Consider the following 25,499-nt stretch of genomic DNA (forward strand, 5'->3'; position numbering starts at 1 on the left):
TCCCGGGGTGGTGCCGGGTTTCCCAGATAGTGGGTTTTAGCGCTTATTGCTGTTGGTGCGGCCTAAGCCCAAATAATGTTTCGAGTTTTACCTAACTGGGCATATCTTTATACTTTCCCGGCGGCAGGGCAGGCAGATGCCGCCATCCCGCCGGCGGGGTGGGTGGGTGGCGTCTGCGGCGCGTCTTTCGTGAAACAGAAACCAAAACGCGATTGACGAAGCCGTAAAACGCTGCTTCAACCCGCCACCCATGGAGTGGGTGTCATGATTATCGGTTGCGATAGATGGTCGAATTGGTCTGGCAGCGTTGTCTGCAAGCCCAAGAAGCTGTTGTCCCCGAGGGACGAGGTCGAAGTGGCGGCAGGGCTACGCTGCGCCTGCACCGATGTGCGCGTGGCTGGCAGCGGTATGTCGTCGTCACCTTTATGCGAAACCAACGGGCTGATGCTCGACCTGGCCGCCTTTGATGGTCTGTATGGGTTTGATTTCGATGCCTCGGTGGCGACCATCGGGGCGGGCACACCGCTGTGGGATATTGCCAGTCTTCTTCACCGCGAGGGTTATGCGCTTAACAATATGGGCGATAGCGATCGTGGCACACTAGGCGGTCAGATCGCGGTTGGCTCGCATGGTTCGGGCTGGAATTTGCGTTCGCTGTCGGCCGATGTCGATAGTTTTACCCTGGTGCTGACCAGTGGTGAGGTGCTGCATTGCTCCGCCTCGGAAAATAGCAAGATTTTTACCGCTGGCCGGGTTGCGCTGGGGCTGCTCGGGGTGATGACCGAGATCGGCATGAAGGTCCGTCCGCGTTACAAGCTGGTCAAGAGCTATTTCGTGCACTCGGTGGACGAAACCTTCCGCCAGCTCGACGGTTTGGCGCAGGCTAACCGGCATTTCGAATTTTTCTGGTTTCCCCATAACGAAACCATTGTCTGCAAATCGCTCAACGAAACCACCGCACGCGCGCCTGAGCCGCGCAGCTCTGCCGCTATGCGGGCCCGTGGCGAACGGCCCAATATGAAATCCTTTGCGGTGACGGCGATCAACGAGCTGATGCGCCTTTCCCCGGTGGTTGTTAAACCTGCCCACCGCATTTTGCCGATCTTGCGTAAAAGTTTTGGCCGCGTGCGCTGGAGCAATGAAACCTTTCCCAGCCCGCGCGTTATGCGGTTCAACGAAATGGAATATGCGGTACCTTATGAAAAGGGGCCGGCCGCGGTGCGTGAAATCGCCGAGGCCATCCGCAAGAAAAAGATCGTCACCGGTCTGCCGCTGATCTACCGCATTGTCGAAGCCGACGATATCTGGATGAGCCCGTTTTACGGTCGTAAATCAGCGGTGATTTCTGTCCCGCAATATTACCGCCATGCCTCGCGTCAGCTGTTTGAGACCTGTGAAGAAATTTTCCGTCGTTATGACGGCCGTCCGCATTGGGGTAAGATCCACAGCATGACGGCTGCGGAAGCTGCCAGGCTCTATCCGCACTATGATGATTTCCGGGCGATGCGGGCCGAGCTTGATCCGGCTGGCAAGTTTCTGAACCGCCATTTGCGCGAGATTCTGCCGGTCTGAGAATCTCGGACACGACCGGTTCGGGATATTTTCTGTGTGCGGATAATCATTGAACGATTATTTCTGAGCGCCCCAGGTGGGAAGCGGCGTTTTTAGACGGTGTACGAAAATATCCGGACTTGCGACCTCTGCGCCGCTTGGTGGATACTTGTCATCATGTCTCGTTTTATGTCATTAGAGTAAAGAAGTTCGTTTTGCTCAACAGTTAATTGAGAAGTGTGCGCCGTGGCCAGACACCGTGAAAAAGATGCAGCGGCTTTTCGTGACAAGGTTTGCCTTGCTGCTATTCATCTTTTTGCCGAGCGTGGAATTGCCGGGGTGACCATGCGGGCGCTGGCCCAGGCCATGGGCACCAGCACGATGAAGACCTATCATTATTTCCAGGATAAGGATGAAATCCTGGCCGAGGTGTTGACACGCACTTTTAACCGTTTCGCGGATGTGCTGGATGGCGCTGGCGCGATCGAGGGCAGTGCCTATGAGCGGGCGCGTGCCAAACGCTACGCCTACGTCCAGTTTGCCCTGACTGAGCCGGAAAGCTACCGACTGATGTTTGAAATGCCCCATCCGCATGAACATGCGTATCCGCAGATGGCGGCGGCAATGGATCGTACACGTCAGAGTATGCGTAAAAGTATGGAAGAGCTTTTGGTTGCGGGCCTGGTGCAGGGCAATCCGGATTTCCTCGGTCACACCTTCTGGAGTTCGATGCACGGGGCCATCAGCCTTTATCTGGCGGGTAAAATGTCGCCCGGCATCAATCCGGATGATGTTGTTGATGTCGGCATTCTGGGGCTGTTCGGTTTTTTGTCGCCGCAAAATCCTCTGGCGGCGGAATATACCGAGAAATATCCAACCGCATAACTGTAAGCGCGCCATAGCCCACGTTTCAGGTTCTGCGCAGGCGCACGCCGGGCGAAGGGCGTTCGCGCAGGACTTCGCGACGAAAGCGGAACAGCTCGGCCGGGCGCCCGCGTAACGAGACGGCATATTGCCCGGTGCCTTCCACCAGGCCCTGATCTTCGACCAGCCGGCGGAAATTCTGTTTGTGCAGGCGCACGCCCGAAATAGCCTCGACCGTGCGTTGCAGATCAAGCAGGCTAAAGCAGGCGGGCATCAATTCAAATACCACCGGGCGATATTTCATCTTGCCACGCAGCCGGGCGATGGCGGTGGCCAGAATCCGGCGATGGTCAAACATCATCGGTGCCCCAAGTGGCAGGGTCCCTTGCGGTTCGGCCCGTCCGTCACGAGCGCTTTCGCGGATCAGTCCGGCCTCATAGAGCAGTTCATAGCGCTCCAGTACCTTTTCCTCGTCCCAGGCGGTGCCGTCATCGCGGCCAAAGCACAGGCGTACGCGGTCGGTGCGCAGATCCCGGCTTTGCCTGTCACCTCCTTCGGCGCACCACGCTGCCAGCCCCGGAACAATGGTGCGTTCGATAATGGCCGGTTTTTCGCCCCGCCAGTCTTCCCAGGGGAAATAGCGGTACCAGTCCTGCCACACCGTATCGGGGGCTTTGAGCGGACTGGAGCGGCGGGTCAGCGCCAGATAGCCCACCGACACGACGCGCGGGCCTTCACCCAAATTCAACGTGTGGCGACCCCGGTCGCCAAAGGTATAAAGCTGTTCGACATAACCGAGATCAAGGAAGGTCTGCTCTCCCACCCAGCCGCGTAGGCCGCTTTCCAGCGTGCGATGCTGGATCGGGTCAAATGGGCCGAAGGGCAGCGAATCCTCGCCGCTCGGCTGGCTCGATACCACCAGCACGCAGGGCCTTTCCTCGGCAACCGAAACCACGGCAGCTGACAGGCCAATCGCAACCGTAGGGGCGCTTTCGCTCATTTTCCCATTTTATCCAGTGGCAGTTCCACCCGGACTCCTTGCTCGACAAATTTCGGGCGGCCCATATCGGCCACCGCGTCGATCATCACGCCATCACGACCCAGCGCCGCGTCGGCCAGGCGGATCAGAAGGCGGTTCGGATTGGCGTGGGCGGCGCGGGCGCGTAAGTTGCGTGCGATGGCGTATTCTGCGCCTGTTCCCAGTTTCATACATAATAAAATATAGGCGGCGGCCATCGAACGGCTCACTCCGGCCCAGCAATGCACCAGAATCGGGGCGGTGCCATCCCAGTCGCGGCCAAAATCGAGCAACCGTTCAACATGTTCGATCGAGGGCACCACGCGCCCCTCTGCCGCTACGGTGATGTCCGACAGGGCAATGCGCAGATGGCGTTCGGCGGCAACACCGGCCGGGGTCTCGGGCTGGTAGGTTTCCGACAATATCGAGACCAGATGCGACGGGCGGTAGGTTTCGACCGTATCGGCCACGGCGGAAAGAGGGGTGACGAGAATCATACTCATAGAGCTATTCTTTCTGGCTGACAGTCTTTTGTCAGTATGGTGTCAGTTGACCAAAACTGTCGAGGAATGCTTGCTGCGCTGACGCGGTGGGCAGTGGTAACAGTTGCGGGGCCGTCAGGTCCCTGGGGGGGGCACCAAAAATGCTCCGGGCTTCGGCCGCGGCGAATCCCGCCAGCTGTACCGCCTCGAAATAGGCGGAGAGCCCGTCGGCCTTCTTAATCAGTCGGTGCAATTCCCCCGACACAGTAGGGGGTAAGCCAAAGCGGATATGAATTGCGGCCTGCAACTTTGCCTCGAGGCTTTTGTAATTGAACCCCACGGCGGCCTTGAACGGGCTGATCAGGTCGCCAATGACATATTCCGGCGCATCGTGCAGCAGCGCGGCAAGGCGGGCCTTATGGCCAATGCCTGGGCTAAGCGCTGCCACCAGCTGGCACACCAGTACCGAGTGTTGGGCCACAGAAAAGGCATGGTCGCCATGGGTTTGTCCGTTCCAGCGCGCCACGCGGGCCAAACCATGCGCAATATCTTCGATTTCGATATCGAGCGGTGAGGGGTCCAGTAAATCGAGCCGACGTCCGCTTAACATGCGTTGCCATGCGCGCGGTGGCTTGTTGGTCAAGATGTTCCCCCTCGTTGAAGGTTGCGTAATTTTTGTGCACGATATATAAGCGGGCACGGTCTGTGACGTAGTCATGACAGTGTCTAATTGATACTGTTGTGCAACACGGATAAGATCATTTACATCATATTAAGTGCTAATGAACGGGTAAGCTGTCCCTTATGCTGAAAAAAGTACTGAGTAAAAGCGGGGGCGTTGCCGTGCCTGTTGGTGGGCAATTGTGGCGTTTCGGGGCGGGATGCTTTGTTGCCGGTATGGCGACATCCTTCATCTTTCATCATTTAAAATTTCCGATCGCCTTTGGCTGCGTTGCTCTGGTCGTGGTGATGTTTTGGCTTGCGCCAATGTTCGGTCGCCGCGTGCTGCAGACCGATTTGCGCCTGCTGAACCGCGAGAAGAATTATCGCGATTTCTTCGCGCACGCCATTGAAGGCATTTTCCGCACCACGCCGGACGGTCACTATATTGCCGTCAACGATGCGCTGGCCCGCATCTATGGCTATGACACGCCGGATGATCTGTTGCGGGCGCTGACCAATATCGCCACGCAGCTCTATATCGACCCCTCGCGGCGCGAAGCATTCATGCGCCTGATGGCTGAAAACGATCAGGTGACCGATTTTATTTCCGAAGTCCGCCGGGCTGATGGCGCGCGGATCTGGATCACCGAAAATGCCCGCGCTGTGCGCGACTGGGCCGGTCATATCATCTGCTACGAGGGAACGGTCGAGGATATTACCGCCAAATTTGAAACAGAGCGCCGGATGCAGGAAGCCCTGCACGAGGCCGAGGCTGCCAACCGCTCCAAACGTGCCTTTCTGGCGACGATGAGCCACGAGTTGCGTACGCCGCTTAATGCCATTATCGGTTTCTCCGAAATCCTTAAGGACGAGATGCTGGGGCGCATCGCCCCGCCGTCATACCGCGATTACGCCAGCGATATTCATGTTTCGGGCGTGCGTCTTCTGGCCATCATCAACGATATTCTGGATGCCTCGCGGCTGGAAGGCGGCACGATCCAGATTGATCCGGCCCCTCATGCGGTTGCTCCGATTATTCAGGACGCGATTATTGTGGCGCGTAATCTGGCTGGTGATTGCCGGAATGTCGGCATTGAAATGGCTGACGGGGTGCCCGGCATCAATGTCGACGGCAAGCGCCTGTGCCAGTGCATTGCCAAGATCCTGACCAACGCGTTCAAATTCACCCCGGAGGACGGCGAGGTGTCGGTGCGCGCGGTGCTGGATACGGACGGGGGCTTGCGTCTTTCGGTCATTGATACCGGTATTGGCATGGACCCGAGCAAGATTGCTGCCGCGCTGCAGCCTTTCCGCCAACTTGATGGTACACTGGCGCGACGCTTTGGTGGTACCGGCTTGGGGCTGTCGATTACCAAGACCCTGGTCGAGCTGCATGGCGGTCAATTATTAATCGACAGCGCAGTGGGGTATGGCACCACAGTGACTATCGCGTTGCCTGCGGCACGCACGATATTGCCACAAGCCTGACCTCGCGCTTAAAATAGCCGAGATTTAACCGGAACCTCATTAACGCGGTTCCTTGGGATTAGGGGTATGACCACACAGTCTGCTTTGGTACTTTTTTCCGGGGGGCAGGATTCAACCACCTGTCTGGCGTGGGCGCTTAACAAATTCGGACATGTCGAAACCGTTGGTTTTGATTATGGCCAGCGCCATCGCGTTGAACTTGAGGCGCGCAACAAGATTCTGGCGAAGTTTCGCGAAGGTTTTCCCACCTGGGCGCCTAGGCTGGGCGAGGATCATATGCTGAACCTGGATCTGCTTAAGCAGATCGGTGGCAGTGCGCTGACGGACGAAGTCAAGATCGAGATGGGCGCCGATGGTCTGCCCACCAGCTTCGTGCCGGGGCGCAATGTTTTGTTCCTGACTGCGGCTGCAGCGCTGGGCTATCGCCGGGGCATTAGTGATCTGGTCGGTGGCATGTGCGAAACCGATTATTCCGGTTATCCCGACTGTCGTCTGAAGACCATCGAGGCTACTGCCAAGGCGCTTTCTCTGGCGCTCGACAAGTCTATTTATGTTCTGACGCCCCTGATGTTCATTGACAAGGCGGCAACCTGGAAGCTGGCTCAGCAGCTGGGCGGCGATAAGTTGATCAAGCTCATCGTTGAGGAAACCGTGACCTGTTATGAAGGGGATCGCGAACACAAGCATGACTGGGGCTATGGTTGCGGCGCGTGTCCGGCCTGTGATTTGCGGGCCCATGGTTATGAGCAGTATCAGAAAGAGCTGTACGGTTGAGCTATAAGATCAAAGAGATCTTTTGCACCTTGCAGGGCGAGGGCGCTCAGTCGGGCCGCGTCGCCGTATTCTTGCGCTTTTCCGGTTGCAATTTGTGGAGCGGACGCGAGCAGGACCGGACCAAAGCCACCTGCCGCTTCTGCGATACCGATTTCGTCGGGACCGATGGCACTGACGGCGGCACCTATCCGGATGCCGAAACGCTGGCCGCCAAAGTGGCGTCATTCTGGCCAAAGTCGGAGCGGGCGCAGCCCTATGTTGTCTGCACCGGGGGGGAGCCGTTGCTGCAACTGGATCCGGCGTTGATCCGTGCCTTGCATGAGCGTAGTTTTGAGATTGCCATTGAAAGCAATGGCACGCTGGCGGCCCCGGCGGAAATTGACTGGATCTGTATCAGCCCCAAGGCGGGCGCAATGCTGAAACAGACCATAGGCAACGAGCTAAAGCTGGTTTTTCCACAAGCAGATGCCATGCCGGAAAAATTCGAAACCCTGTTATTTGATCGGTTTTATATACAGCCCATGGATGGGCCAGAGTGCGAGGCGAACACCGCCGCCGCCATCGCATACTGTATGGCCCACCCGCAGTGGCGCCTCAGCCTGCAAAATCACAAGATGATCGGTATTCGCTGACATTTCGGCCTGATGCCGGATGACTGCTTTGACGCACCGCGACACCGTGGCAAGGATTTAGCTGCCTGCGGCCCTTTCGTTCCAGCGTTTCTGATGCAAGATGGAATTGTAGTAATTCAGAACGACTTTGCGCTCGTTGCTCTTGTTGAGGATAGCCGCCGTGCCCGACAGCCAGCCCACTACAGACCGTTATGTCAGTTTCAATGCGATTGATTTTGAGGGCAATGTGCACGCTGTGCTTGGCCATTTGTTCCGCTACATTGATGACCCGGCCAAGACCAATCCGTTCTGGGAACGCTTTAAGCAAAGGCTGGCCAAGGCCGAGGCCGACGCCGTTCCGGTAGCCGACCGCCTGCTGCTGCTGCATTCCCATGTCTATTACATGGTCGAGCTGTTCGAGGAGGAGGAGGACGAAGTCGCCCTTGCCGCCTTGCGTAAGCTGGAAGAGGAATGTTTTTAGGCCTGTCCCATTACCGAGGGCGTGGCATCGGCGGTGCGTTGGCTGCCAAAATTCGCCAGTACAAATTCAATAAAGCTGCGCAGTTTCGGCGTCATGCGCCGGTCCGGGGCATACAGAATATGCATGGGCCGGGTCGGGATAGCGTAGTCGGGTAACAGTGGCACCAGACGCCCGTCTGCGATTTCATTTTCTACCAGTTCGGTGGGTTGCAACATGATGCCGACACCGGCCAGCGCGGCGGGCAGCAATCCCTCGCCATTATCCATCATCAGTCGGCTGTGTATCGGGATCGTGATAAGCCCGTCCGGCCCCTCGAACGACCAGTGGGTGCGCAGTGAGGTATGTGAGAAGCCAAGACATTCATGTGCCTGCAAATCCTGCGGGGTATGGATGACCGGATGGCTGGCCAGATAGGCCGGTGATGCGCATAGCACCAGTTGATAGGGCCGCAAGGGGCGGGCAATCAGGCCGCTGTCAGTCAGATCGCCAACACGGAACACGGCATCATAACCTTCCTCAATCACATCGACATAGCGGTTGGCCATGGTCATATCGATGGTCACGTCGGGATAGGCCGCCATGTAATCGTGCAGTTTCGGGGCCAGTGCATGAATACCAAAGGTGACAGGCGCGTTGATGCGCAGATGGCCCCGTGGCACCGCACGGGTTTCGGCGGCAAGGGCTTCTGCCGCCTCGACCTCGGCCAGGATAATCCGTGCCCGTTCATAAAAGTTACGGCCGATTTCTGTCAGGCTTTGGCGACGGGTGGTGCGGTTCAACAGCTTCACGCCCAGCCGCTGCTCCAGAAGCTGAACATGTTTGCCCACCAGCTGGGGCGAGGTTCTGAGCGCCTCGGCGGCGGCGGAGAATGATCCTGTCTCTACTGCTTTGACAAAGAAGCTCAGGCTTTCCAGACGGTCCATTTACAACATCCTGTTGCGAGTGTTGCTATAAATTACTAATTTATCATGTTATGATGATGATTGTATAGCTCCCATCGTTCAAACGCAGTTCGCTTGAGGAGCAAAATAATGTCCATCGCAGTTATCGGTACAGGCAATATGGGGGCGGGGCTGGCCCGGCTTCTGGCAAGCCGTGGGCAGGATGTGGTCATCGGTGCCCGCGATCCGGCCAAGGCCGCCGCACTGGCCACAGAAATTGGCCATAACGTGCAGGGCGGTGGTATCGCAGCGGCGTTCCGTCTGGCCGACACCGTAATCCTGGCCCTGCCGTTCGTCAGCGCGGCCGACATTTTTAAAGCGGCTGGCGACGTGACCGGCAAGATTTTGATCGACATCAGCAACCCGCTGAATGCCGACTTCCAGAGCCTGTCCATCGGTCATACCACGTCGGCGGCCGAGCAGATCCAGGGCCTTGCCCCCACGGCTAACGTCGTCAAAGCGTTCAACACGATTTTCGCCCAATTGCTGCCACTTGAGGCCCGCAACGGCAAGACGCTGCAGGTGTTCGTGGCGGCTGATGATGCCGATGCCAAGGCAAAAGTCAGCACACTGATCGGGCAGCTTGGTTTTGAAGCCGTTGATGCTGGTGCGCTGGTCAGCAGTCGCGAACTGGAGCCGATTGGTATGATGAACATACGCTTCGGTTTCTTCCTCGGTAAGGGGCCGACGGTTGCCCCGATGTGGGGAAATGTCTGATCTGAAAACGCCTGAGGGGATTGGTCCCCTCAGGCAACCTGGGCTGCCATTATGCGAAAAATTCTTTTATGGGCATGTTGCCTGTTCGGCTTAGTCAGCGGTGTTGCCATGGCGACACCGGCATTGGATGTTCTTGGTAAAGATTATGTCTTTCCCAACAGGATTGATGGTCTGCCTGCGAAATTGTCGGATTTCAAAGATCTGCAGATCAACAGCTTTATCACCAGTGATGGCGTTAAAATCGCTTATTGGGAGGCTGGTAAAGGTAAGCCGCTAATCTTCATTCCCGGGTGGTCGGCCGACGGTACCGAATATATCAATGTCATGTATTTGCTGGAAAAGCATTACCGTGTCATTGTTATGGACCCGCGTAATCAGGGCCTGTCGCAGAATGTCGATTATGGCTATCGCATCGCACGGTTTTCCATGGATCTGAAAGAGCTGCAGGATCATCTTGGCATTTCGTCGGCGGATTATTGCGGCTGGTCGATGGGTGCATCAGTGCTGTGGAGCTATATTGATCTGTTCGGTACAAAAGGTATCCACAAAGCAGTATTTGTCGATGAACCGATTACCATCGTTGGGCATGCTGACTGGAGTGCCGATGAACGCCGTGATGCGGGGGCTATTGCCACCTCTCCAGATGATCTGACCACTGCGTTGCAAGCCCCATTGCCGACAAAACTTGATCCATCATCAACGAATTTTCTGGTCCGTTCCCAGCTGCAAGATTCCCCATACTATGTCAATTCGGAATCCTTCGCCCACACTTTTGTGCACAGTGATATGCGGTATATGGCGTTGGTTGTGTACAATCATGGTGTCAGTGACTGGCGTGACGTTTTGAAAAATCGGGTCAATGTTCCGGTGGCGTTTTTTACCGGTGAATACAGTGCCAACGTGCCCAGCCAACACTGGGCACAGTCCGTGGTCAAAAAATCTAAACTCTATGTTTATACTAAGGCGGAACAGGGCGATCACTTCCTGATGTTCAAGAACCCGTTCAAATTCACATCTGATTTGCAGGTATTCCTAAATCAGTAAGGAGAAAATACGCGATGAAATATTCCATGATGGCGGCTACAGCGCTGCTTGCCGCAACATGTGGTCTGGCAAATGCCGCTGATACGGCCACTTCCGAGCATACAGTAAAAGTTGAGACACTGGTGCAGAGTGATAAGGCGTGGAATGGAACGCCGTATGAGCGCTATGGTGCGGGTCATCCCGAGCTTACCGTACTGAAAATGCATATCCCGGCGCACACCACGTTACCGTGGCACACGCACCCTATGCCCAATGCCGCCTACATCATCTCTGGCCATCTGACTATTGAAGACAAGGCCACTGGTCAGAAGAAACGGTACAGTGCAGGCGAGGCGCTACCTGAGTCCGTTGATACGGTTCACCGCGGTATGACAGATTCGGAAGATACGGTTGTCGTGGTTACCTATGCCGGCACGCCCGGTACGCCGATTTCGGTTCCGGTTGCTGGCGGTAAGCCGGAATATTGATGCGCATCGTGTGATTAACTGACCGCCCCCCCCCTCCAACAAGAAGCAGGAGATCCCTATGCCCGTCGTTCGTGTTAGCTGGTTTGAAGGAAAAAGTGCAGCTGCCAAAAAGGCCGTTGCCGCCGAAATCACCGATAGCATCGTGCGTAATACCGGCACAGATCCGAAATATATCTACGTTATCTTTGAAGATGTTGCACCGTCCAACTGGGCCGGTGGCGGTAAGCTCTATGGCGAAGAACCCCCAACGTCGTAATAGTACTCTGTTATGACGTTTTCTCCCCGGTATGTGTATCTATCCGCATGCTGGGGAGAAGTTTTTTGCAAATAGAGCGGTTTAGCCGATCCACAAGCCTTCAAGGCGCACCTGCAACCCCTTGGGCGTGCGGTTGATGAAATTTACCAGCCCGCTATGGCGCCACTGCAGCATGCACATGCGCGGCTGGAAAAAATAGCGTCGGCCGATTTCGATTGTCACATTGCTTTCGGTAATCATGCCTTCATAGCCTTCGGCAATGTAATAGCCGATATCCTTGAAACCATGCTGGCGTGGACCTAACGGGCCGGTGACGCACCAAACCATCACGCCGGTGCGTTGATCGACTTCACGCACGATACCGCAATGGGTGATCGGGCAACCGCAGGACATGCCAAGCGGGCGGCCGATCATGATGTCGCCGACTTTTACATCCATTTCGCGGGTCAGCATCGGGTTATGCGGCAGCACGATCTCGCGCGGGCCGGGATCTTCGGGAAAATGTTCGAGATAGAAATCGAAATCCCGTCCCAGACTGTCCTTAAAGGTACGGATATGATCTGATACGGTGTGACACTCCCCGTAACAACGTGAATTTTGTTCCGGCTTTGCCGTGTCAGGAACCGAAATGGCGGCCTGTACAGGTGGCTGAGCCGGTGCCGCTTGAACTGGTTCGGCATAACGGTTTTCGGATATCTGGATGCAGCGGCGGATCATCTCTGGCTCGTTTTCCAGCCGTTCGGCCAGCCCGGCGCAGGAGCGGAAACCGCATGCGCCACAGTTTTTACCCGGCAGATCCTGAAGCCCTAGGCCCGGTGTGGTAATCATAATGGTTCTCCCGAAATTTTAAGCGCGGATGGAGGTGATCGAGCGTAGGCCCGCCACCGCATCAATCAGCACGTCGGTAAAGCGTTCGATTTCTGCCTCGGTATTGAATCTGCCCAGCGTGATGCGCAAAGCCCCGCGGGCGCGAAAGGCATCAAAACCAAGCGCGGTCAGAATATAGGATGGTTCGGCGGCATGGCTGGCGCTGCAGGCGCTGCCGGTCGAGACCGCAAAACCGGCTTCATCAAGGGCGAGCAGCAGCTTGATTGCTTCGCCTTCCTGACCGGAAAAGCCCAGCGCAACATGGCCGGGCAGGCGGCGATAGCGATGGCCGATCAGATAGGCGTTGCCGATATGTTTTTGTACGCCATCGATCAACTGATCGCGTAAGGCGACAATGCGTGCGGCATCCTTGGCCATTTCGGCGCCGGCAATTTCGGCAGCTTTCCCCAGACCGACAATGCCGGCGACGTTTTCGGTGGCCGAGCGCACGCCATATTCCTGCCCTCCGCCGAAGATGAAGGGCCGGAGTGTGACCCCACCGCGAACATAGAGCGCGCCAACCCCCTTGGGGCCGTACAGTTTGTGCGCAGAAATCGACAGCAGATCAATGGTTCCGTCTGAGAGGTCGAACGGAATCTTGCCCACCGCCTGCACCGCATCGCTGTGGAACAGCGCGCCTGCGGCATGGGTGATTTCGGCGAGTTCCTGAATGGGCTGAATGGTGCCGAGTACATTATTGGCCGCCATAATCGAAACCAGACGGGTTTCGGGGCGCAGCGCGGCGCGTAACGCTGCCGGATCAACCAACCCGTCGGGCGTTACCGGCAGCAGCGTAACCGCAATCCCTGTGCTGGCCAGATTCCGTAAGGTGGCAAGTACGGCCGGATGCTCGATGGCACTGGCGATGATGTGGTACTCGCCTATGGGCAGTGTCTTGGCAAAGCCGGTCAGGGCCAGATTGTCGGCCTCTGTTCCGCTGGCGGTAAAAATAATCTCGCTTGGATCGGCATGGATCAGCGCCGCCAGTTGCGCACGGGCGTGATCGAGCGCCGCGCGCGCTTCGCGCCCGATGGCGTGCAAGCTGGAGGGATTGCCGTATACCCCGGCCAAAAACGGTTGCATTGCGTCACGCACCCGTGGGTCAATCGGGGTAGTGGCGGCATTATCAAAATAGACCATTGCCATGGCTATTCTCCGCGATAGAACGTCTGATTTTCCAATGAGCGCACAACGCCAAAATGCGATTGCCAGCCGATTTCTTTCTTGCCGACGCAAATCGTGCAGGTGCCGACCGGCGGATTACCGCGCAGGCTCATGTGATCGGTGGCGTCCGGTGTGGCGGCAATCATGCCAACCAGCGGATCAATACCGATACCGCGCAGGGCGTCAGCCTCGCGCACCTTAACGGCTGGGGCAACATCCTGAATGCGGGCGCGAAAGACCTCGCGTTCGGCCTGTGAAATACGGTCGATCTTGGTCATTACTGCAACATCGGCCAGCGACAGCATCGGCCCGACCTTCAGCGGTAAATTAATGCCCGATGTTGCTTCCAGTACTATGATGCCGAGCGCTCCTTCAACATAGGGGGAGCAGCGCAGGCACAGCCCGGCGGTTTCAACCAGCAGAACATCAGCCATTTGTTTGTTCGCCCATCCCATCACGTCGGCCAACACCATGACGTTGCAATGGTCGGGGCACAGCTCGCCGGAATAGGTTTTGCGGGCCGGAATGTCGAACTCGGCAGCAATCTGTTCGTCTTCTTCGGCATATTGCACATCAAGCTTGAAAAAGGCGGGTTTCATGCCGCGTTGTAGCAGCTTACGGATGACGTGGCGTAAGACCGATGTCTTGCCGGTGGTGGCCGGTCCGGCACAAATAACCAGTTTCATAGCAACCCCTCTAACTCTTTTTCGGTGACGCGTTCACCACGACGGATCTTTTCGCGCAGGGCGGTCAGCATATCGTCAAGGCGGTTGACCGCCGGGGTCAGCGCCCGTTCGGTTGCACTGGTCGGCAGCACATCGGCGATGCGACCCTCGCGCATGATGATGCGGTAATCCGATAACAGCGCAATGCGCGGATCGTGAGTAACGAAGATGAAAATCTTGCGGTAGCCGCGCAGTAACTCGATGGCGCGGCTGCGATGAATGCCTGCGTTCTCAACCTCGTCCAGCAGCACAATCGGTGTGTTGCAGATGATAGTAGCATCGGCAATCAGGATCGATCGGGTCTGACCGCCCGACAATTCCGTCATGCGGATGTCGGGCTGAATCGGCTCGCCAGTCAGCTCGTTGGCAAATGAAAGAGTGCGGGCGATGGCCTCGGCAATCTCTTCCTTCGATGTACGGCGGATACGGGCGTGGGCAGTGAGAAATTCGCCCACCGGCAGATCGGACAAGAAGCTGGTGTGCTGGGTAATCAGCGCAATCGGGTTATGGGCCGGATCATCGCGATAGCTTTCGGGAGCCGGTTCATCGTCGATCAGCACTCGTCGTCCGGTCGGGGTGTCGGCATTGGCGAACAGCTCGATATCATTGATCAGCGTGGTTTTGCCCGAGCCGGTATGGCCGACAATACTGACCACATCGCCCATATTGAGATCAAGGCGGGGCAGGGCGTCGGTCGCGCCGTCGCGGCCATGCCCGGCCAGAAGCGAGATACGTGAAATCACAAAGACCTCCCTTTTTTGTGGGTTTAGTATATAATCCCTATAAAGTAAATAGACATTATAGATATGTGTCAAAACTGTGCGCCTGACCTATGGATTGGCTGGGGCTTATGGGCCGCTGGCAGAGGGGCTGCCTATCAATTGCAATAGAGGATGACAGGTATTTTATCATCCCCATCTTTAGTAAATAGTAACCAGTTTAAACGATCACGCAGTCTCATTTCTCAGGATTAAAGGTCGTAAACTAATCACGTGTATTTTCTCCGTTGGTGCACACGATCTGAGGGAATGATGCGGATACAGGATTGGCCAGTGAGCCGAAAAATCGTCATCGCCTTTTCTGTAATTCTGGCGGTCACAATCGGGCTTGGTGTGTTTGCCACCTATAATTTGGGGGTGGTGAACAGCAAGTCCGAGGATATTCGTACCAACTGGCTACCCTCGGTGAAGGCCATTGGCGAATTCCAATTCTACTGGACCCGTTTTCGCGCCAGCGAAGCCTCTGCCGGGTTGGAGAGGAATGAAGTCCAGCGCCAGGCTAATGTGAAGTTGCGCGAGCAATATAAGGCCCAGGCGGATGCAGCCTGGAAAATATATAAGCCGATGGTCACCCCTGGCGAGGAAGAAAAACTTGCGGCCAGAATTGAACAATTGCAGGCCGTTTATCTGCAGAAGCATGAGATATTTAAAGGCCTGATGGCAACGGACCCGGTAAAAGCCAGTTCTTTTTATCAGTTAGAGGGCCGTACATCGTTCGGCAATTTTAGCAAGGCCATTACAGATGACGTCGATTTTAATGCGGCTGGTGCCAGCCGGGTCGCTGAGGAAGGCAGTGCGGCCTATCACTCTGCTCGTACGCTGATTTACAGCGCCCTTGGTTTGGCGGCACTAATCTGTGTGGGATTTGGTCTGATCCTGGTGCGGAGTATTTCCCGACCACTTGGCATCATAACCGGGCAGATGGGCTTTCTGGCCAACGGTAAGCTCGATATCGACGTGCCCTATGCCGACCAGCAGGACGAAATCGGTCAACTTGCCGGTACGATGGCGACGTTTAAAGACAAGCTGATCACCGCGAAAAAAGAGCGAGAAAAAGCCGAGGCTGACCGTATCAAATCTGCCGAGGAACAAAAGCTGGCAGAGGCGGACGCTCAGCGCCACAGCGAGCAGCTGGTGGTCGATACCTTTGGTTCAGGCCTCAAGGCGCTGGCCGAGGAAAGGCTGGAATATCGTCTGACCGCGGATGTGCCCAATGCCTATGTCGGTCTGAAAGATGACTTTAACCGGGCGATGCAAACCGCCGAGAACAACCGCCGTCAGCGTGAAGAAGATGCCAAGCAGCGCGAACGGGATCGCATCACTGCCGAAGCCGCGCAAAAGGAAGCTGAAGAAGCCGCCCGTCAGCGTGGCATCGAACTGGTGGTCTCCAGCTTTGGTGAAGGGTTGAAGGCCTTGGCGGCCCGGAATTTGACCTATCGCCTGAACAAGGAATTACCAGTCGAATATCGTATCCTGCAGAAAGATTTTAACGATGCAATGTCGCTGATGGATACGGCGATGCAGGAAATTCACAAAAGCGCAGGCGAGATCGCCAATAATTGTCAGGAAATCAGCCAGGGTGCACGTGAGATGGCGATGCGGACTGAGCGGCAGGCTGCCAGTCTGGAAGAAACCGCAGCTGCCGTGAACGAAATCACCGCCACGGTGGCCAAATCGTCGGAAGGTGCAACACAGGCTAATACCAAAGCCAACACCGCCAGAACCGGCGCCGAGCACGGCAATGGTATTGCCGCAAAAGCCGTGGGGGCGATGCGCGAGATTGCCAAGTCGTCGGGCGAAATCACCAACATTATCAGCGTTATTGACGAGATTGCCTTCCAGACCAATCTCTTGGCGCTCAATGCTGGTGTTGAGGCCGCGCGCGCCGGAGAGGCGGGACGGGGTTTTGCCGTTGTCGCCACGGAGGTGCGTTCGCTGGCAGGGCGCTCTGCCGAGGCGGCCAAGGAAATCAAGGCACTGATCAAGAACAGCGAAACTCAAGTCGAAAACGGGGTCAAGCTGGTCGAGGAAAGCGGTACGGCGTTACAGCAGATTGTTACGGATATCACGTCGATCAGTCAGCTGGTTGGTGACATTGCCCATTCGCAACACGAACAGGCCAACGCCCTGGGGGAAATCGATTCCGCCGTCAGCGATATGGACAAATCCACCCAGCAGAATGCTGCAATGGCTGAAGAAAGTAATGCCGCTTCGGAAGCGTTGGCGGGCTTTGCGCGTGAAATGGAAAATCTGGTGGCGCGGTTCGAAATTACGGCCAGCAAAACAAGCACTGGCGGGGCCAAGTCTGCCCCCAAGTCCGTCGTGGTGCAAAAGCCCATTCCAACCGCCAGACCTGCGCAATCAAGACCCACGCCCCCCGCTGCGGCAAGGTCCGTTGGCAATACGGCACTTGCCCAACAGTCCAAAGCCGCACCAAAGGAACACGAAGAGGAGTGGAACGAATTCTAGCCCGCCCGTAAATATTTGATGGCCTGATCGCAGCCGAACAGATAAAGCAGGGTGCGTAGGGCTATGCCGCGCGGGGTTTTAAGGCCGGGATCCCGCGATAAAATCAGCTTGGCATCATCGCGCGCCGCTGCCAGCAGTTCGGCGTGGGCGGCAAGGTCGGCCATGCGGAAGACCAGTTGACCGCTCTGGCGCGTGCCGAGCATTTCGCCGGGGCCCCGTAGTTTTAAATCGGCTTCGGCAATGACAAAGCCATCGTCGGTCTCGCGTAAGGTCTTTAGTCGTTCGCGCGCGGTCTCACCCAGTGGCGGCTGATAGACCAACAGGCAATGCGACGCCGCCGTGCCGCGCCCGACGCGGCCCCGTAACTGATGCAACTGCGCCAGTCCAAAGCGTTCGGCATGCTCGACCACCATGATGGTGGCTTCGGGCACATCAACGCCGACCTCGATCACGGTAGTGGCCACCAGCAGCGAGGTTTCCCCGGCTTTGAAGCGTGCCATAGCGGCATCGCGTTCAGGGGCCTTCATCTGGCCATGGACCAGCCCCACCATCGGCCCCAAGGCTGCGGTCAGTTCCTGTGCGCGATCCTCGGCGGCGGCGAGGTCCACCTTTTCGGATTCCGCCACCAGCGGGCAGACCCAATAGGCCCGTGCCCCCCTGGCAAGCGCGCCACGCAGATGTTCGACCACCTCGCCAAGGCGTTCGGCCGAGATCACGCTGGTTGCCACCGGCTGGCGCCCCGGCGGGCGGCCGGTCAGGCGCGAAACTTCCATATCTCCATAAGCGGTCAATGCCAGCGTGCGCGGAATTGGTGTGGCGGTCATCACCAGCACGTCGCCACCCTTTTCCTGCAGGCTTAAACGTTGATGCACTCCGAAGCGATGCTGTTCATCAACTACCGCTAACCCGAGATCCTTAAACGTGACATCGCCGGTGAACAAGGCGTGGGTACCGATCAGAATATCGATTTCGCCTGCTGCCAAGGGCTCCAATATCGCGCTGCGGTTGGTCCGGTCGCGCCCGGTGAGTAGCCCCAGACACACCCCGGCTGCCTCGGCCAGCGGCGTCAGCGCCGCCAGATGCTGGCGGGCAAGGATTTCGGTCGGGGCCATCAGCGCGCCCTGCGCGCCTGCCTCGACCGCGTTCAACAGGGCCAGGAATGCCACAATGGTTTTGCCCGAACCGACATCGCCCTGTAACAGCCGCAACATGCGGGTGGGGGTAGCCATATCGGTTTCAATCTCGGCCAGCGCGTTGTGCTGTCCTTCGGTCAGACTGAAGGGCAGGGCGGCCAGCGCTTTGGCCTTAAGATGTCCGTCGCCTTTCAGAACGCGGCCCGGGACCTCGCGCATTTTTTCGCGTGTCAGCATCAGGGCAAGCTGCCCCGCCAGCAATTCGTCATAGGCCAGCCGTTGGCGCACCGGCATGTCGGGTGACAGATCGGCCTCGGTCGCGGGGGCGTGGGCTGCAATCAGGGCATCGTTAAAGCCGGGCCAGCGCTGCACCTTCTGATAGGCCGGGTCGAGCCATTCGGGCATTGCCGGCAGCTTGGCCAGCGCCCCGCGCACCGCCTTGGCCATCACTTTGCCGGGCAACCCGGCGGTTAAGGGATAGACCGCCTCGCGCGCTGGCAGCTCACTCTCCCGCTCGGGGGGCAGCACATAATCAGGGTGGGCCAGTTGCAGGCGGTTATTAAAGCGTTCGATCCGCCCGCTCACCAGCCGTTTGGCCCCCTCGGGCAGCAGCTCTTTCAGGTAATCGGCCTTGGCGTGAAAGAAGACCAGCTCGATCACCGCCGTGTCGTCAGAACAGCGCACGCGATAGGGTTGCGATTTATTGCGCCCCTGCTGATGGTCGAGCACGTTGACCAATGCGGTGGCGATGCGCCCGGCCTCGGCCTCGATCAGTTTGGGCCGATAGGAGCGGTCGATCACCCCGGTGGGCAGGTCAAAAATCAGGTCTACCAACCGGGGGCCGGCCAGCTGGGCAATCAGCTTCTCCAGCCTGGGGCCAATGCCCGGCAGGCTGCGGATTTCAGCAAACAGTGGAAACAGAATCGCGGGCCGCATGCCGGGCAGCATAATCGGCTTTTTTCGCCTGCTCAAAGCCCCTTGATGTTCCGCTGTGCACTTTTTGTTCCTGCCTCTGGTTTCCCGGTTCCGGTCGGGCTATACCGTGGTTATGATGGATCAGACTGCGGACCAGCCCGAAGATGCCGAGCTTATCCAGCGCCGCAAAAAGGCGCTGTTTCGGTCGCGTAATCGTGGTTTCAAGGAGGTCGATCTGATTTTCGGCACCTTTGCAACCCACGAGGCGATGACGCTGGCGCCGGAGGAACTTGATGCCTTCGAAGCGTTGCTCGACGCCCCCGATGTAGATGTCTATTCCTGGTTCACTGGTTTTGCCCCAGTCCCTCTGGCGTTCGACACACCGGTCTTTGCCCGGATGAAAACGCTGTGCAACCGTAAAGATCCGACGTGGAACGTATAGATTATATTGCCCGCCACAATGGCACGTTGGCCGTATCCGGCGCGCCTTATGGCTTCGATGCTTCTCTGGCTGCTACGGCTGCGCAACGCGTAACGACCCCGGTGTTGTTCGTCGCCATCGACGATGTACGGGCCGCTTCGGCGGCGGCGGCGATTCAATTCTTCGCCCCTAATGCCGATGTGCTGTCGTTTCCCGCCTGGGACTGTCTGCCCTATGATCGGGTTTCACCCAAATCGGATATTGTCAGCCAGCGGCTGGTAACGCTGGCCACCCTGGCGCGCCGACCGGAAAAGGGCGCAAAGCCCACCGTGGTGGTGACGACGCTGAACGCGCTGATGCAGCGCGTGCCGACCCGCAAGGCCATTATGGCGGCCAGTTTCGCCGCCAAGCCGGGCGACAAGATCGATCGTGAGAAACTAGCACTTTACCTCGCCGGGAACGGTTATATGCGCACCGGCACCGTGCGCGAACCGGGCGATTTTGCTTTGCGCGGCTCCATCGTTGATCTGTGGGCCCCGGGGGCTGATCCGGTGCGGCTCGATTTCTTCGGCGACACGCTGGAAAGCATCCGCCAGTTTGATGCCGCCAGTCAGTTATCATCGGGCAAGGTGGCGCGGCTTACCCTGTTACCGGCCAGCGAGGTGCCGCTGGATCCGGCCTCGGTCAGCCGTTTTCGCACCGGTTACATCGCAGCTTTCGGCCCGGCCGGGGATGACCCGCTGTATGAATCGATCAGTGCTGGGCACAAAGCGCCGGGCATGGAACATTGGCTGCCTTTGTTCCATGAAGAGCTGGAAACACTGTTCGATTATCTGCCTCATACTTTGGTGATGTTGTGCCATCAGGATGTGGAATCGCGCACCGCCCGCTTCGAGCTGATCCGCGATTATTATGAAACCCGTCGCCAGTTCCTTAAAGACGGCGATACACGGGCGGTGAAGGCGCCGCCCTATAAGCCCTTAGCACCGCAAAAACTCTACATCACCGAAGACGAATGGGATGCGGCGCTTTCCCGCCATCGGGTGCGCCGTTTGTCGCCCTTTACCGCGCCGGAAAGTGCGGTTTCGGTCGATGCGGGCGGTAAACTGATGCGTGACTTTGCTCCTGAACGTCAGTCGGGTGCCAATGTGTTTGCCGCGGCGGTCGATCATGTCCGCGCGCTGCAGACGGCGGGTAAGCGCGTGCTGGTCGGGGCGTGGACGGCCGGGTCCGCCGAACGTCTGGGTGCGGTCTTGTCCGACCACGGATTGGTGGCGCTGAAGCCGGTAAAGAACTGGACTGAAGCGTCGAAGATGGATGCTAAGGCGTGCGGGCTGGCAGTGCTGGGGCTGGAGCATGGCTTTGATGCGCCCGACTTCGCCGTACTGGCCGAGCAGGATATTTTGGGCGAGCGCATGGCGCGCACTAATAAACCGCGCCGGGCACAGAACTTCCTGACCGAAGCTTCGGCGCTGGCCCCCGGTGATCTGGTCACCCATATCGATCATGGTGTCGGCCGTTATGTCGGGCTTAAAACCATCGACGTGACCGGCGCGCCGCATGATTGCCTGGAACTGCAATATGACGGCGGCAAGCTGTTTCTGCCGGTTGAGAATATCGAACTTTTAACCCGCTATGGCTCGGCGGAAGATACCGCGGCGCTGGACCGTTTAGGTTCCGGCGGCTGGCAGCTGCGCAAGGCTAAGGCCAAGGCGCGGGTGCGCGAGATTGCCGCCGATCTGATCCGTATCGCTGCGGCGCGCGAGCTGAAGCATCTTCCGTCTACGGAAGTCCCCAGCGGTTTATATGACGAGTTCTGTGCCCGCTTCCCCTATGCCGAGACCGAGGATCAGGATCGGGCCATCGCCGATGCCATCGAAGATCTTGCCAAGGGGCGGCCGATGGACCGGCTGGTGTGCGGCGATGTCGGTTTTGGCAAAACCGAAGTGGCTTTACGCGCCGCCTTTGTTGCCGCCATGGCGGGGTATCAGGTGGCGGTGGTGGTACCGACAACGCTGCTGGCCCGCCAGCATGCCCGGAATTTCATCGACCGCTTCGCAGGATTTCCGATCAAGGTGCGTCAGCTATCGCGTTTTGTAACGGCTGCTGAGGCCAAGGAGACCAAAGCGGGGCTGGCCACCGGTGATGTCAATATCGTGGTTGGTACCCATGCGCTGCTGGCCAAGTCGATCAGTTTCAGCAATCTTGGGTTGGTCATCGTTGACGAGGAACAGCATTTCGGCGTCAATCACAAAGAACAGCTTAAATCCCTCAAAGCCGATGTGCATGTGCTAACCCTGTCGGCGACGCCGATCCCGCGCACGTTGCAACTGGCGCTGTCGGGGGTGCGGGACTTATCGCTGATCACCACGCCGCCGGTTGACCGTTTGGCGGTGCGCACCTTTGTGACGCCGTTTGATCCGCTGGTGATCCGCGAGGCGTTGCTGCGCGAGCATTATCGTGGCGGCCAGAGTTTCTATGTTGCCCCACGCATTTCGGACCTGGCCGACGCGATGGCGTTTTTGAAAGAGGCTGTACCGGAATTGAAACCGGTATTGGCCCATGGCCAGATGTCACCGACGCATCTTGAAGACGTTATGACGGCGTTTTACGAGCGCAAAGTCGATGTGCTGGTGTCAACCAACATCGTTGAATCCGGTCTGGATATTCCCACCGCCAATACACTGGTGGTGCATCGGGCCGATCGGTTCGGCTTGTCGCAGCTCTATCAGCTGCGCGGGCGCATCGGGCGGGCCAAGCAGCGCGCTTATGCTTATCTGACCACCCCTGCCAATCAGAAACTGTCGGATACCTCGGAACGGCGGTTGCAGGTGCTGCAATCACTCGACCAGCTGGGGGCGGGATTCTCGATTGCCAGTCACGATATGGATATTCGCGGCGCCGGCAATCTGCTGGGCGAGGAACAGTCCGGTCACGTCAAAGAAGTCGGTATCGAGCTTTATCAGGAAATGCTCGAAGAAGCCGTTTCGCAGATGCGTTCCGGTGATTCGGAAGCTGAGATCGCCGATCAATGGTCGCCGCTGATCAATATCGGGGCTGCCGTGCTGATACCGGAAGGGTATGTGCCCGATCTGACGGTACGCATGTCGCTTTATCGCCGCCTGTCGACGATTGATACCGGGGCGGATATCGATGCCTTTGCCGCCGAACTGGTCGATCGTTTCGGCCCGAGCCCGAAAGAGGTCAAGCATCTGCTCGAAGTAATGACGATCAAGCAATTGTGCCGTGCTGCCAATGTCGAAAAAATCGAGGCTGGGCCTAAGGGCGCGGTGATTGGATTCCGGGGCAGCATGTTCGCCAATCCGGCCGGTTTGGTCGGCCTGATCACGGCGGCGCGCGGTTCGATCAAGGTGCGCCCGGATCAGAAGATTGTCGTGACGCGTGACTGGCCCGAACCGGAAGACCGGTTAAAGGGCGTCAAAGCGGTGCTGACCCAGTTGGCGAAACTGGCGAAGGGGTAGTAATATAAACGCCTAATTCTTGAGGATTGTTCTCTGGCTGAGAGTGAATGGGTATGCAGTATAGAATAAAAATAGCTGCCTTATTTGGTCTATTCCTTTGCTCTACATCTGTGCAAGCCGCGGATGAATGGGTTTGTAAGATAAACTATGATAATGATCCCAAACACAAAATTGAAGGCCCAGTAGGTATTGAAAGCGGAGAACAGCTCGTTTATTCCGGAGATTTTACATCCGAGCCTAATCGGTATGATATTATTGAAAATACTGATGCGTACGTAGTGGCGGTTAGTCGTAAATCCCCAATAGTGCTTATAGCGATTATGGATCGTGAGAGAAATATTATAAAACTATACGCACGATCCGCCGATGGAAGTTATGAAGAGAGTATGTCCGGCATCTGTCATTCTCGCCAACCAGATTAAAAATGTAATTGGTTACCAAAACTCATCATGGCCGGATTAGGGACAGCCATAGTGATGTGGCAGCCTTCTATGGCATTTCGTTCCGGTAAGGGTGTGCCGGATAAATGCCGATGACGGTGACTTTGGAGGAGAAGAATTGTAGCTCCTCCAGCGCCAGACGGACATTATGGGAATCCGGGTGGCCTTCAATATCGGCATAGAATTCGGTGGCGTTAAACGAACCGCCAAGCTGGTAGCTTTCCAGCTTAGTGACGTTGACGCCGTTGGTAGCAAAGCCGCCGAGTGTTTTATACAGTGCCGCCGGAACGTTACGTACACGGAATAATATTGTGGTGATCACGCCGCGCCCATCATTGGGTGGATCATCCGGCTCGCGTCCGACGATCAGAAAGCGCGTCATGTTATTGGCGGCATCCTCGACATTGGCGCGCAGGGTTTCAAGGCCATAGATCTCGCCCGCCAGTGACGAGGCAATCGCTGCACAGCTTGGGTCTTTGAGTTCGGCGACATGGCAGGCAGAACCAGCGGTGTCGTACCACTGCTTTTCGGTCAGCCCCAATTCTTTGATGACCTTGCGGCACTGACCCAGCGCCGGGGCCTGACTGAACACCGTTTTGATATCTTCAATTTTTGCCCCGGGCAGGCCCAGAATCTGGTGGCGCACGCGGAAGAAATGTTCGCCCAATATGAACAGATTGTGCGAGCCTTCCGGCGGGACATAGCCCTTCACCGCGCGGCCGAAAAAGCGCACCAGCTGATGCACGTCGGCAATGCGGCCGTAGAGCGAGTTCTCCACCGGGATGACGGCCAGATCGGTCTGGCCGTTACGCACGGCATCCACTGCAGCCTCGAACGTTGGTTGGGCCACTGCCTCAGCCTGGGGCACCGCCTCACGCGCGGCGAGGTTGGCATAGGCGCCGGGTTCCCCCTGAAACGCAATGGTACGGGCACGTGAAACGGCGGTGTCGGTCATGCGGCTTCTTCTTTGGCAATGGCCGCACGGGCGGCGTCGAGATCTTCCTGCGTGTCGATGCTTAAAGGTATGGCCGGAACCCTGGCCACGCCAATGGTCAAGCCCGCTTCCAAAGCGCGCAGTTGTTCGAGCTTCTCGCGTTTTTCCAGCGCCGAGGGCGGCAGCGAGACAAAGCGTTTCAGCGCCTCGCGCTTATAGATGTAGAGCCCGACATGGAAATAGACCGGCCCCTTGCCATAGGGGGCGCGGGCGCGGGTGAAGTAGAGCGCCTTACCGAAATGTTCGGCCCCGTCCCAGGCCACGACCGCCTTGGTGGCGTTGGGGTTGGCGGCGAGGGGATCATTCTCGTCGATCTCTGCGGCCAGTGTGGCGATATCGGATCCGGTGGCGGCCAGCGCATCCAGCCCGGCCTTGAGATAGGCCGGATCAATTGCGGGCAGATCGCCCTGCAGGTTGATGACTGTGTCGAATTCAAATTTACGGTCCACCGCATTCAGCGCGGCAAAAATCCGGTCCGAGCCGGAGGGCAGGCCCGGATCGGTCATCACCGCTTTGCCACCCGCCGCATTGACCGCATCAGTGACTTCTTTTTCAGAGGCGGCAACCACCACCGGCCCCAGGTCCGCTGCCATAGCACGGCGCCACACCCGCACAATCATCGGCACGCCACAAATGTCAGCCAGCGGTTTGCCCGGCAGGCGGGTGGAGGCCATGCGGGCGGGGATCAGAATGATGGGTTTCATGATGATGCCTTGAATTTTCTTATGGGAATTTTCTTATAGTGCCGGAAAA

25 protein-coding genes are annotated in these 25,499 nt (G+C 57.5%); 14 read left to right on the forward strand and 11 right to left on the reverse strand.

Going from position 1 to position 25,499, the window contains the following annotated elements; translation table 11 throughout:
• The first annotated feature begins 264 nt into the window (after positions 1 to 264).
• Together ACZ5RI_RS08985 and ACZ5RI_RS08990 are read left to right on the forward strand one after the other, a co-directional pair.
• Complete coding sequence (locus ACZ5RI_RS08985) at positions 265 to 1,572, forward strand: D-arabinono-1,4-lactone oxidase (RefSeq protein ID WP_464511460.1); 1,308 nt, start codon at positions 265 to 267, stop codon at positions 1,570 to 1,572.
• A gap of 225 nt (positions 1,573 to 1,797) precedes the next feature.
• A complete protein-coding gene (locus ACZ5RI_RS08990) occupies positions 1,798 to 2,436 on the forward strand; it encodes a TetR/AcrR family transcriptional regulator (RefSeq protein ID WP_464511464.1) in 639 nt (212 codons plus the stop codon).
• Between the two features lie 25 nt (positions 2,437 to 2,461).
• Here ACZ5RI_RS08990 and ACZ5RI_RS08995 read toward each other — a convergent pair whose 3' ends face one another.
• From ACZ5RI_RS08995 to ACZ5RI_RS09005, 3 genes are read right to left on the reverse strand one after another with little or no spacing between them, the layout of a single operon-like run.
• Entirely contained in the window at positions 2,462 to 3,415 is a 954-nt protein-coding gene (locus ACZ5RI_RS08995) for an NUDIX hydrolase (protein WP_464511468.1), read from the reverse strand.
• Positions 3,412 to 3,936, reverse strand: a complete 525-nt coding sequence (locus ACZ5RI_RS09000; RefSeq protein ID WP_464511471.1) for a tyrosine phosphatase family protein — start codon at positions 3,934 to 3,936, stop codon at positions 3,412 to 3,414. The genes ACZ5RI_RS08995 and ACZ5RI_RS09000 overlap by 4 nt, the downstream gene beginning before the upstream one ends.
• Positions 3,937 to 3,967: 31 nt before the next feature.
• Positions 3,968 to 4,525 carry a YfbR-like 5'-deoxynucleotidase gene (locus ACZ5RI_RS09005; RefSeq protein WP_464515579.1) on the reverse strand — a complete coding sequence of 186 codons (558 nt, stop codon included), beginning with the start codon at positions 4,523 to 4,525 and terminating at the stop codon, positions 3,968 to 3,970.
• A gap of 194 nt (positions 4,526 to 4,719) precedes the next feature.
• Here ACZ5RI_RS09005 and ACZ5RI_RS09010 point away from each other — a divergent pair, with 194 nt between their 5' ends.
• The 4 genes from ACZ5RI_RS09010 (at position 4,720) to cowN (ending at position 7,932) form a co-directional block, all read left to right on the forward strand.
• Positions 4,720 to 6,066 carry a PAS domain-containing sensor histidine kinase gene (locus ACZ5RI_RS09010; RefSeq protein ID WP_464511474.1) on the forward strand — a complete coding sequence of 449 codons (1,347 nt, stop codon included), beginning with the start codon at positions 4,720 to 4,722 and terminating at the stop codon, positions 6,064 to 6,066.
• Positions 6,067 to 6,132: 66 nt separating this feature from the next.
• Complete coding sequence (gene queC / locus ACZ5RI_RS09015) at positions 6,133 to 6,840, forward strand: 7-cyano-7-deazaguanine synthase QueC (RefSeq protein WP_464511477.1); 708 nt, start codon at positions 6,133 to 6,135, stop codon at positions 6,838 to 6,840.
• Positions 6,837 to 7,472, forward strand: a complete 636-nt coding sequence (gene queE / locus ACZ5RI_RS09020; protein WP_464511481.1) for a 7-carboxy-7-deazaguanine synthase — start codon at positions 6,837 to 6,839, stop codon at positions 7,470 to 7,472. The genes queC and queE overlap by 4 nt, the downstream gene beginning before the upstream one ends.
• Positions 7,473 to 7,632: 160 nt before the next feature.
• A complete protein-coding gene (gene cowN, locus ACZ5RI_RS09025) occupies positions 7,633 to 7,932 on the forward strand; it encodes a N(2)-fixation sustaining protein CowN (protein ID WP_464511485.1) in 300 nt (99 codons plus the stop codon).
• Here cowN and ACZ5RI_RS09030 read toward each other — a convergent pair.
• Positions 7,929 to 8,855 carry a LysR family transcriptional regulator gene (locus tag ACZ5RI_RS09030; RefSeq protein ID WP_464511487.1) on the reverse strand — a complete coding sequence of 309 codons (927 nt, stop codon included), beginning with the start codon at positions 8,853 to 8,855 and terminating at the stop codon, positions 7,929 to 7,931. The two genes, cowN and ACZ5RI_RS09030, sit on opposite strands and share 4 nt — an antisense overlap.
• A 108-nt stretch (positions 8,856 to 8,963) precedes the next feature.
• Here ACZ5RI_RS09030 and ACZ5RI_RS09035 point away from each other — a divergent pair, with 108 nt between their 5' ends.
• The 4 genes from ACZ5RI_RS09035 to ACZ5RI_RS09050 are packed head-to-tail and all read left to right on the forward strand — an operon-like array spanning position 8,964 to position 11,357.
• On the forward strand, positions 8,964 to 9,590 hold the full coding sequence (locus ACZ5RI_RS09035) for an NADPH-dependent F420 reductase (protein WP_464511491.1): 627 nt from the start codon (positions 8,964 to 8,966) through the stop codon (positions 9,588 to 9,590).
• A 51-nt stretch (positions 9,591 to 9,641) separates the two neighbouring features.
• The gene (locus tag ACZ5RI_RS09040; RefSeq protein ID WP_464511494.1) at positions 9,642 to 10,634 is read left to right on the forward strand and encodes an alpha/beta fold hydrolase; all 993 of its coding nucleotides are present in this window, start codon (positions 9,642 to 9,644) and stop codon (positions 10,632 to 10,634) included.
• A 14-nt stretch (positions 10,635 to 10,648) separates the two neighbouring features.
• Positions 10,649 to 11,101 (forward strand): cupin domain-containing protein, encoded by a 453-nt coding sequence (locus ACZ5RI_RS09045; RefSeq protein ID WP_464511497.1) that lies wholly within the window; start codon positions 10,649 to 10,651, stop codon positions 11,099 to 11,101.
• A 58-nt stretch (positions 11,102 to 11,159) separates the two neighbouring features.
• On the forward strand, positions 11,160 to 11,357 hold the full coding sequence (locus tag ACZ5RI_RS09050; protein WP_464511501.1) for a tautomerase family protein: 198 nt from the start codon (positions 11,160 to 11,162) through the stop codon (positions 11,355 to 11,357).
• Positions 11,358 to 11,438: 81 nt separating this feature from the next.
• On the opposite strand, the gene ACZ5RI_RS09055 is transcribed toward ACZ5RI_RS09050, so the two are convergent.
• Genes ACZ5RI_RS09055 through ACZ5RI_RS09070 form a run of 4 tightly spaced genes read right to left on the reverse strand, consistent with a single transcriptional unit; the run spans position 11,439 to position 14,856 of the window.
• Positions 11,439 to 12,185 (reverse strand): (Fe-S)-binding protein, encoded by a 747-nt coding sequence (locus tag ACZ5RI_RS09055; protein WP_464511506.1) that lies wholly within the window; start codon positions 12,183 to 12,185, stop codon positions 11,439 to 11,441.
• Positions 12,186 to 12,203: 18 nt separating this feature from the next.
• Positions 12,204 to 13,370 (reverse strand): cysteine desulfurase family protein, encoded by a 1,167-nt coding sequence (locus tag ACZ5RI_RS09060; RefSeq protein WP_464511510.1) that lies wholly within the window; start codon positions 13,368 to 13,370, stop codon positions 12,204 to 12,206.
• Positions 13,371 to 13,372: 2 nt separating this feature from the next.
• Positions 13,373 to 14,074: a GTP-binding protein gene (locus ACZ5RI_RS09065; RefSeq protein WP_464511514.1), complete on the reverse strand. Its 702-nt coding sequence runs from the start codon at positions 14,072 to 14,074 to the stop codon at positions 13,373 to 13,375.
• A complete protein-coding gene (locus ACZ5RI_RS09070) occupies positions 14,071 to 14,856 on the reverse strand; it encodes an ATP-binding cassette domain-containing protein (RefSeq protein ID WP_464511518.1) in 786 nt (261 codons plus the stop codon). The genes ACZ5RI_RS09065 and ACZ5RI_RS09070 overlap by 4 nt, the downstream gene beginning before the upstream one ends.
• A gap of 309 nt (positions 14,857 to 15,165) precedes the next feature.
• Between ACZ5RI_RS09070 and ACZ5RI_RS09075 the strand changes: the two genes are divergently transcribed.
• Positions 15,166 to 17,361 carry a HAMP domain-containing methyl-accepting chemotaxis protein gene (locus ACZ5RI_RS09075; protein WP_464511522.1) on the forward strand — a complete coding sequence of 732 codons (2,196 nt, stop codon included), beginning with the start codon at positions 15,166 to 15,168 and terminating at the stop codon, positions 17,359 to 17,361.
• On the opposite strand, the gene recG is transcribed toward ACZ5RI_RS09075, so the two are convergent.
• Positions 17,358 to 19,430, reverse strand: coding sequence for an ATP-dependent DNA helicase RecG (recG, locus tag ACZ5RI_RS09080; RefSeq protein WP_464511526.1), 2,073 nt, complete (start codon positions 19,428 to 19,430; stop codon positions 17,358 to 17,360). The two genes, ACZ5RI_RS09075 and recG, sit on opposite strands and share 4 nt — an antisense overlap.
• Positions 19,431 to 19,485: 55 nt before the next feature.
• Here recG and ACZ5RI_RS09085 point away from each other — a divergent pair, with 55 nt between their 5' ends.
• The 3 genes from ACZ5RI_RS09085 to ACZ5RI_RS09095 are packed head-to-tail and all read left to right on the forward strand — an operon-like array spanning position 19,486 to position 23,734.
• Positions 19,486 to 19,851 carry an FAD assembly factor SdhE gene (locus ACZ5RI_RS09085; protein WP_464511529.1) on the forward strand — a complete coding sequence of 122 codons (366 nt, stop codon included), beginning with the start codon at positions 19,486 to 19,488 and terminating at the stop codon, positions 19,849 to 19,851.
• Positions 19,839 to 23,312: a transcription-repair coupling factor gene (mfd, locus tag ACZ5RI_RS09090; RefSeq protein ID WP_464511533.1), complete on the forward strand. Its 3,474-nt coding sequence runs from the start codon at positions 19,839 to 19,841 to the stop codon at positions 23,310 to 23,312. The genes ACZ5RI_RS09085 and mfd overlap by 13 nt, the downstream gene beginning before the upstream one ends.
• Before the next feature lie 47 nt (positions 23,313 to 23,359).
• Positions 23,360 to 23,734 (forward strand): hypothetical protein, encoded by a 375-nt coding sequence (locus tag ACZ5RI_RS09095; RefSeq protein WP_464511538.1) that lies wholly within the window; start codon positions 23,360 to 23,362, stop codon positions 23,732 to 23,734.
• 67 nt (positions 23,735 to 23,801) lie between these two features.
• On the opposite strand, the gene ACZ5RI_RS09100 is transcribed toward ACZ5RI_RS09095, so the two are convergent.
• Positions 23,802 to 24,707, reverse strand: coding sequence for a prephenate dehydratase (locus ACZ5RI_RS09100; protein ID WP_464511541.1), 906 nt, complete (start codon positions 24,705 to 24,707; stop codon positions 23,802 to 23,804).
• A complete protein-coding gene (locus ACZ5RI_RS09105) occupies positions 24,704 to 25,450 on the reverse strand; it encodes a 3-deoxy-manno-octulosonate cytidylyltransferase (RefSeq protein ID WP_464511545.1) in 747 nt (248 codons plus the stop codon). Before ACZ5RI_RS09105 ends, ACZ5RI_RS09100 begins: the two co-directional genes overlap by 4 nt.
• Positions 25,451 to 25,499 lie beyond the last annotated feature (49 nt).

Source organism: Micropepsis pineolensis (assembly GCF_055392125.1).

What these genes read in the sequence shown, in the direction of transcription:
- ACZ5RI_RS08985 (WP_464511460.1), top strand. Translation starts at nt 265, where the DNA reads ATGATTATCGGTTGCGATAGATGGTCGAATTGGTCTGGCAGCGTTGTC.
- ACZ5RI_RS08995 (WP_464511468.1), bottom strand. Translation starts at nt 3,415, where the DNA reads ATGAGCGAAAGCGCCCCTACGGTTGCGATTGGCCTGTCAGCTGCCGTG.
- ACZ5RI_RS09000 (WP_464511471.1), bottom strand. Translation starts at nt 3,936, where the DNA reads ATGAGTATGATTCTCGTCACCCCTCTTTCCGCCGTGGCCGATACGGTC.
- ACZ5RI_RS09005 (WP_464515579.1), bottom strand. Translation starts at nt 4,525, where the DNA reads ATGTTAAGCGGACGTCGGCTCGATTTACTGGACCCCTCACCGCTCGAT.
- ACZ5RI_RS09010 (WP_464511474.1), top strand. Translation starts at nt 4,720, where the DNA reads ATGCTGAAAAAAGTACTGAGTAAAAGCGGGGGCGTTGCCGTGCCTGTT.
- queC (WP_464511477.1), top strand. Translation starts at nt 6,133, where the DNA reads ATGACCACACAGTCTGCTTTGGTACTTTTTTCCGGGGGGCAGGATTCA.
- ACZ5RI_RS09030 (WP_464511487.1), bottom strand. Translation starts at nt 8,855, where the DNA reads ATGGACCGTCTGGAAAGCCTGAGCTTCTTTGTCAAAGCAGTAGAGACA.
- ACZ5RI_RS09035 (WP_464511491.1), top strand. Translation starts at nt 8,964, where the DNA reads ATGTCCATCGCAGTTATCGGTACAGGCAATATGGGGGCGGGGCTGGCC.
- ACZ5RI_RS09040 (WP_464511494.1), top strand. Translation starts at nt 9,642, where the DNA reads ATGCGAAAAATTCTTTTATGGGCATGTTGCCTGTTCGGCTTAGTCAGC.
- ACZ5RI_RS09045 (WP_464511497.1), top strand. Translation starts at nt 10,649, where the DNA reads ATGAAATATTCCATGATGGCGGCTACAGCGCTGCTTGCCGCAACATGT.
- ACZ5RI_RS09050 (WP_464511501.1), top strand. Translation starts at nt 11,160, where the DNA reads ATGCCCGTCGTTCGTGTTAGCTGGTTTGAAGGAAAAAGTGCAGCTGCC.
- ACZ5RI_RS09055 (WP_464511506.1), bottom strand. Translation starts at nt 12,185, where the DNA reads ATGATTACCACACCGGGCCTAGGGCTTCAGGATCTGCCGGGTAAAAAC.
- ACZ5RI_RS09060 (WP_464511510.1), bottom strand. Translation starts at nt 13,370, where the DNA reads ATGGCAATGGTCTATTTTGATAATGCCGCCACTACCCCGATTGACCCA.
- ACZ5RI_RS09065 (WP_464511514.1), bottom strand. Translation starts at nt 14,074, where the DNA reads ATGAAACTGGTTATTTGTGCCGGACCGGCCACCACCGGCAAGACATCG.
- recG (WP_464511526.1), bottom strand. Translation starts at nt 19,430, where the DNA reads ATGCGGCCCGCGATTCTGTTTCCACTGTTTGCTGAAATCCGCAGCCTG.
- ACZ5RI_RS09095 (WP_464511538.1), top strand. Translation starts at nt 23,360, where the DNA reads ATGGGTATGCAGTATAGAATAAAAATAGCTGCCTTATTTGGTCTATTC.
- ACZ5RI_RS09100 (WP_464511541.1), bottom strand. Translation starts at nt 24,707, where the DNA reads ATGACCGACACCGCCGTTTCACGTGCCCGTACCATTGCGTTTCAGGGG.
- ACZ5RI_RS09105 (WP_464511545.1), bottom strand. Translation starts at nt 25,450, where the DNA reads ATGAAACCCATCATTCTGATCCCCGCCCGCATGGCCTCCACCCGCCTG.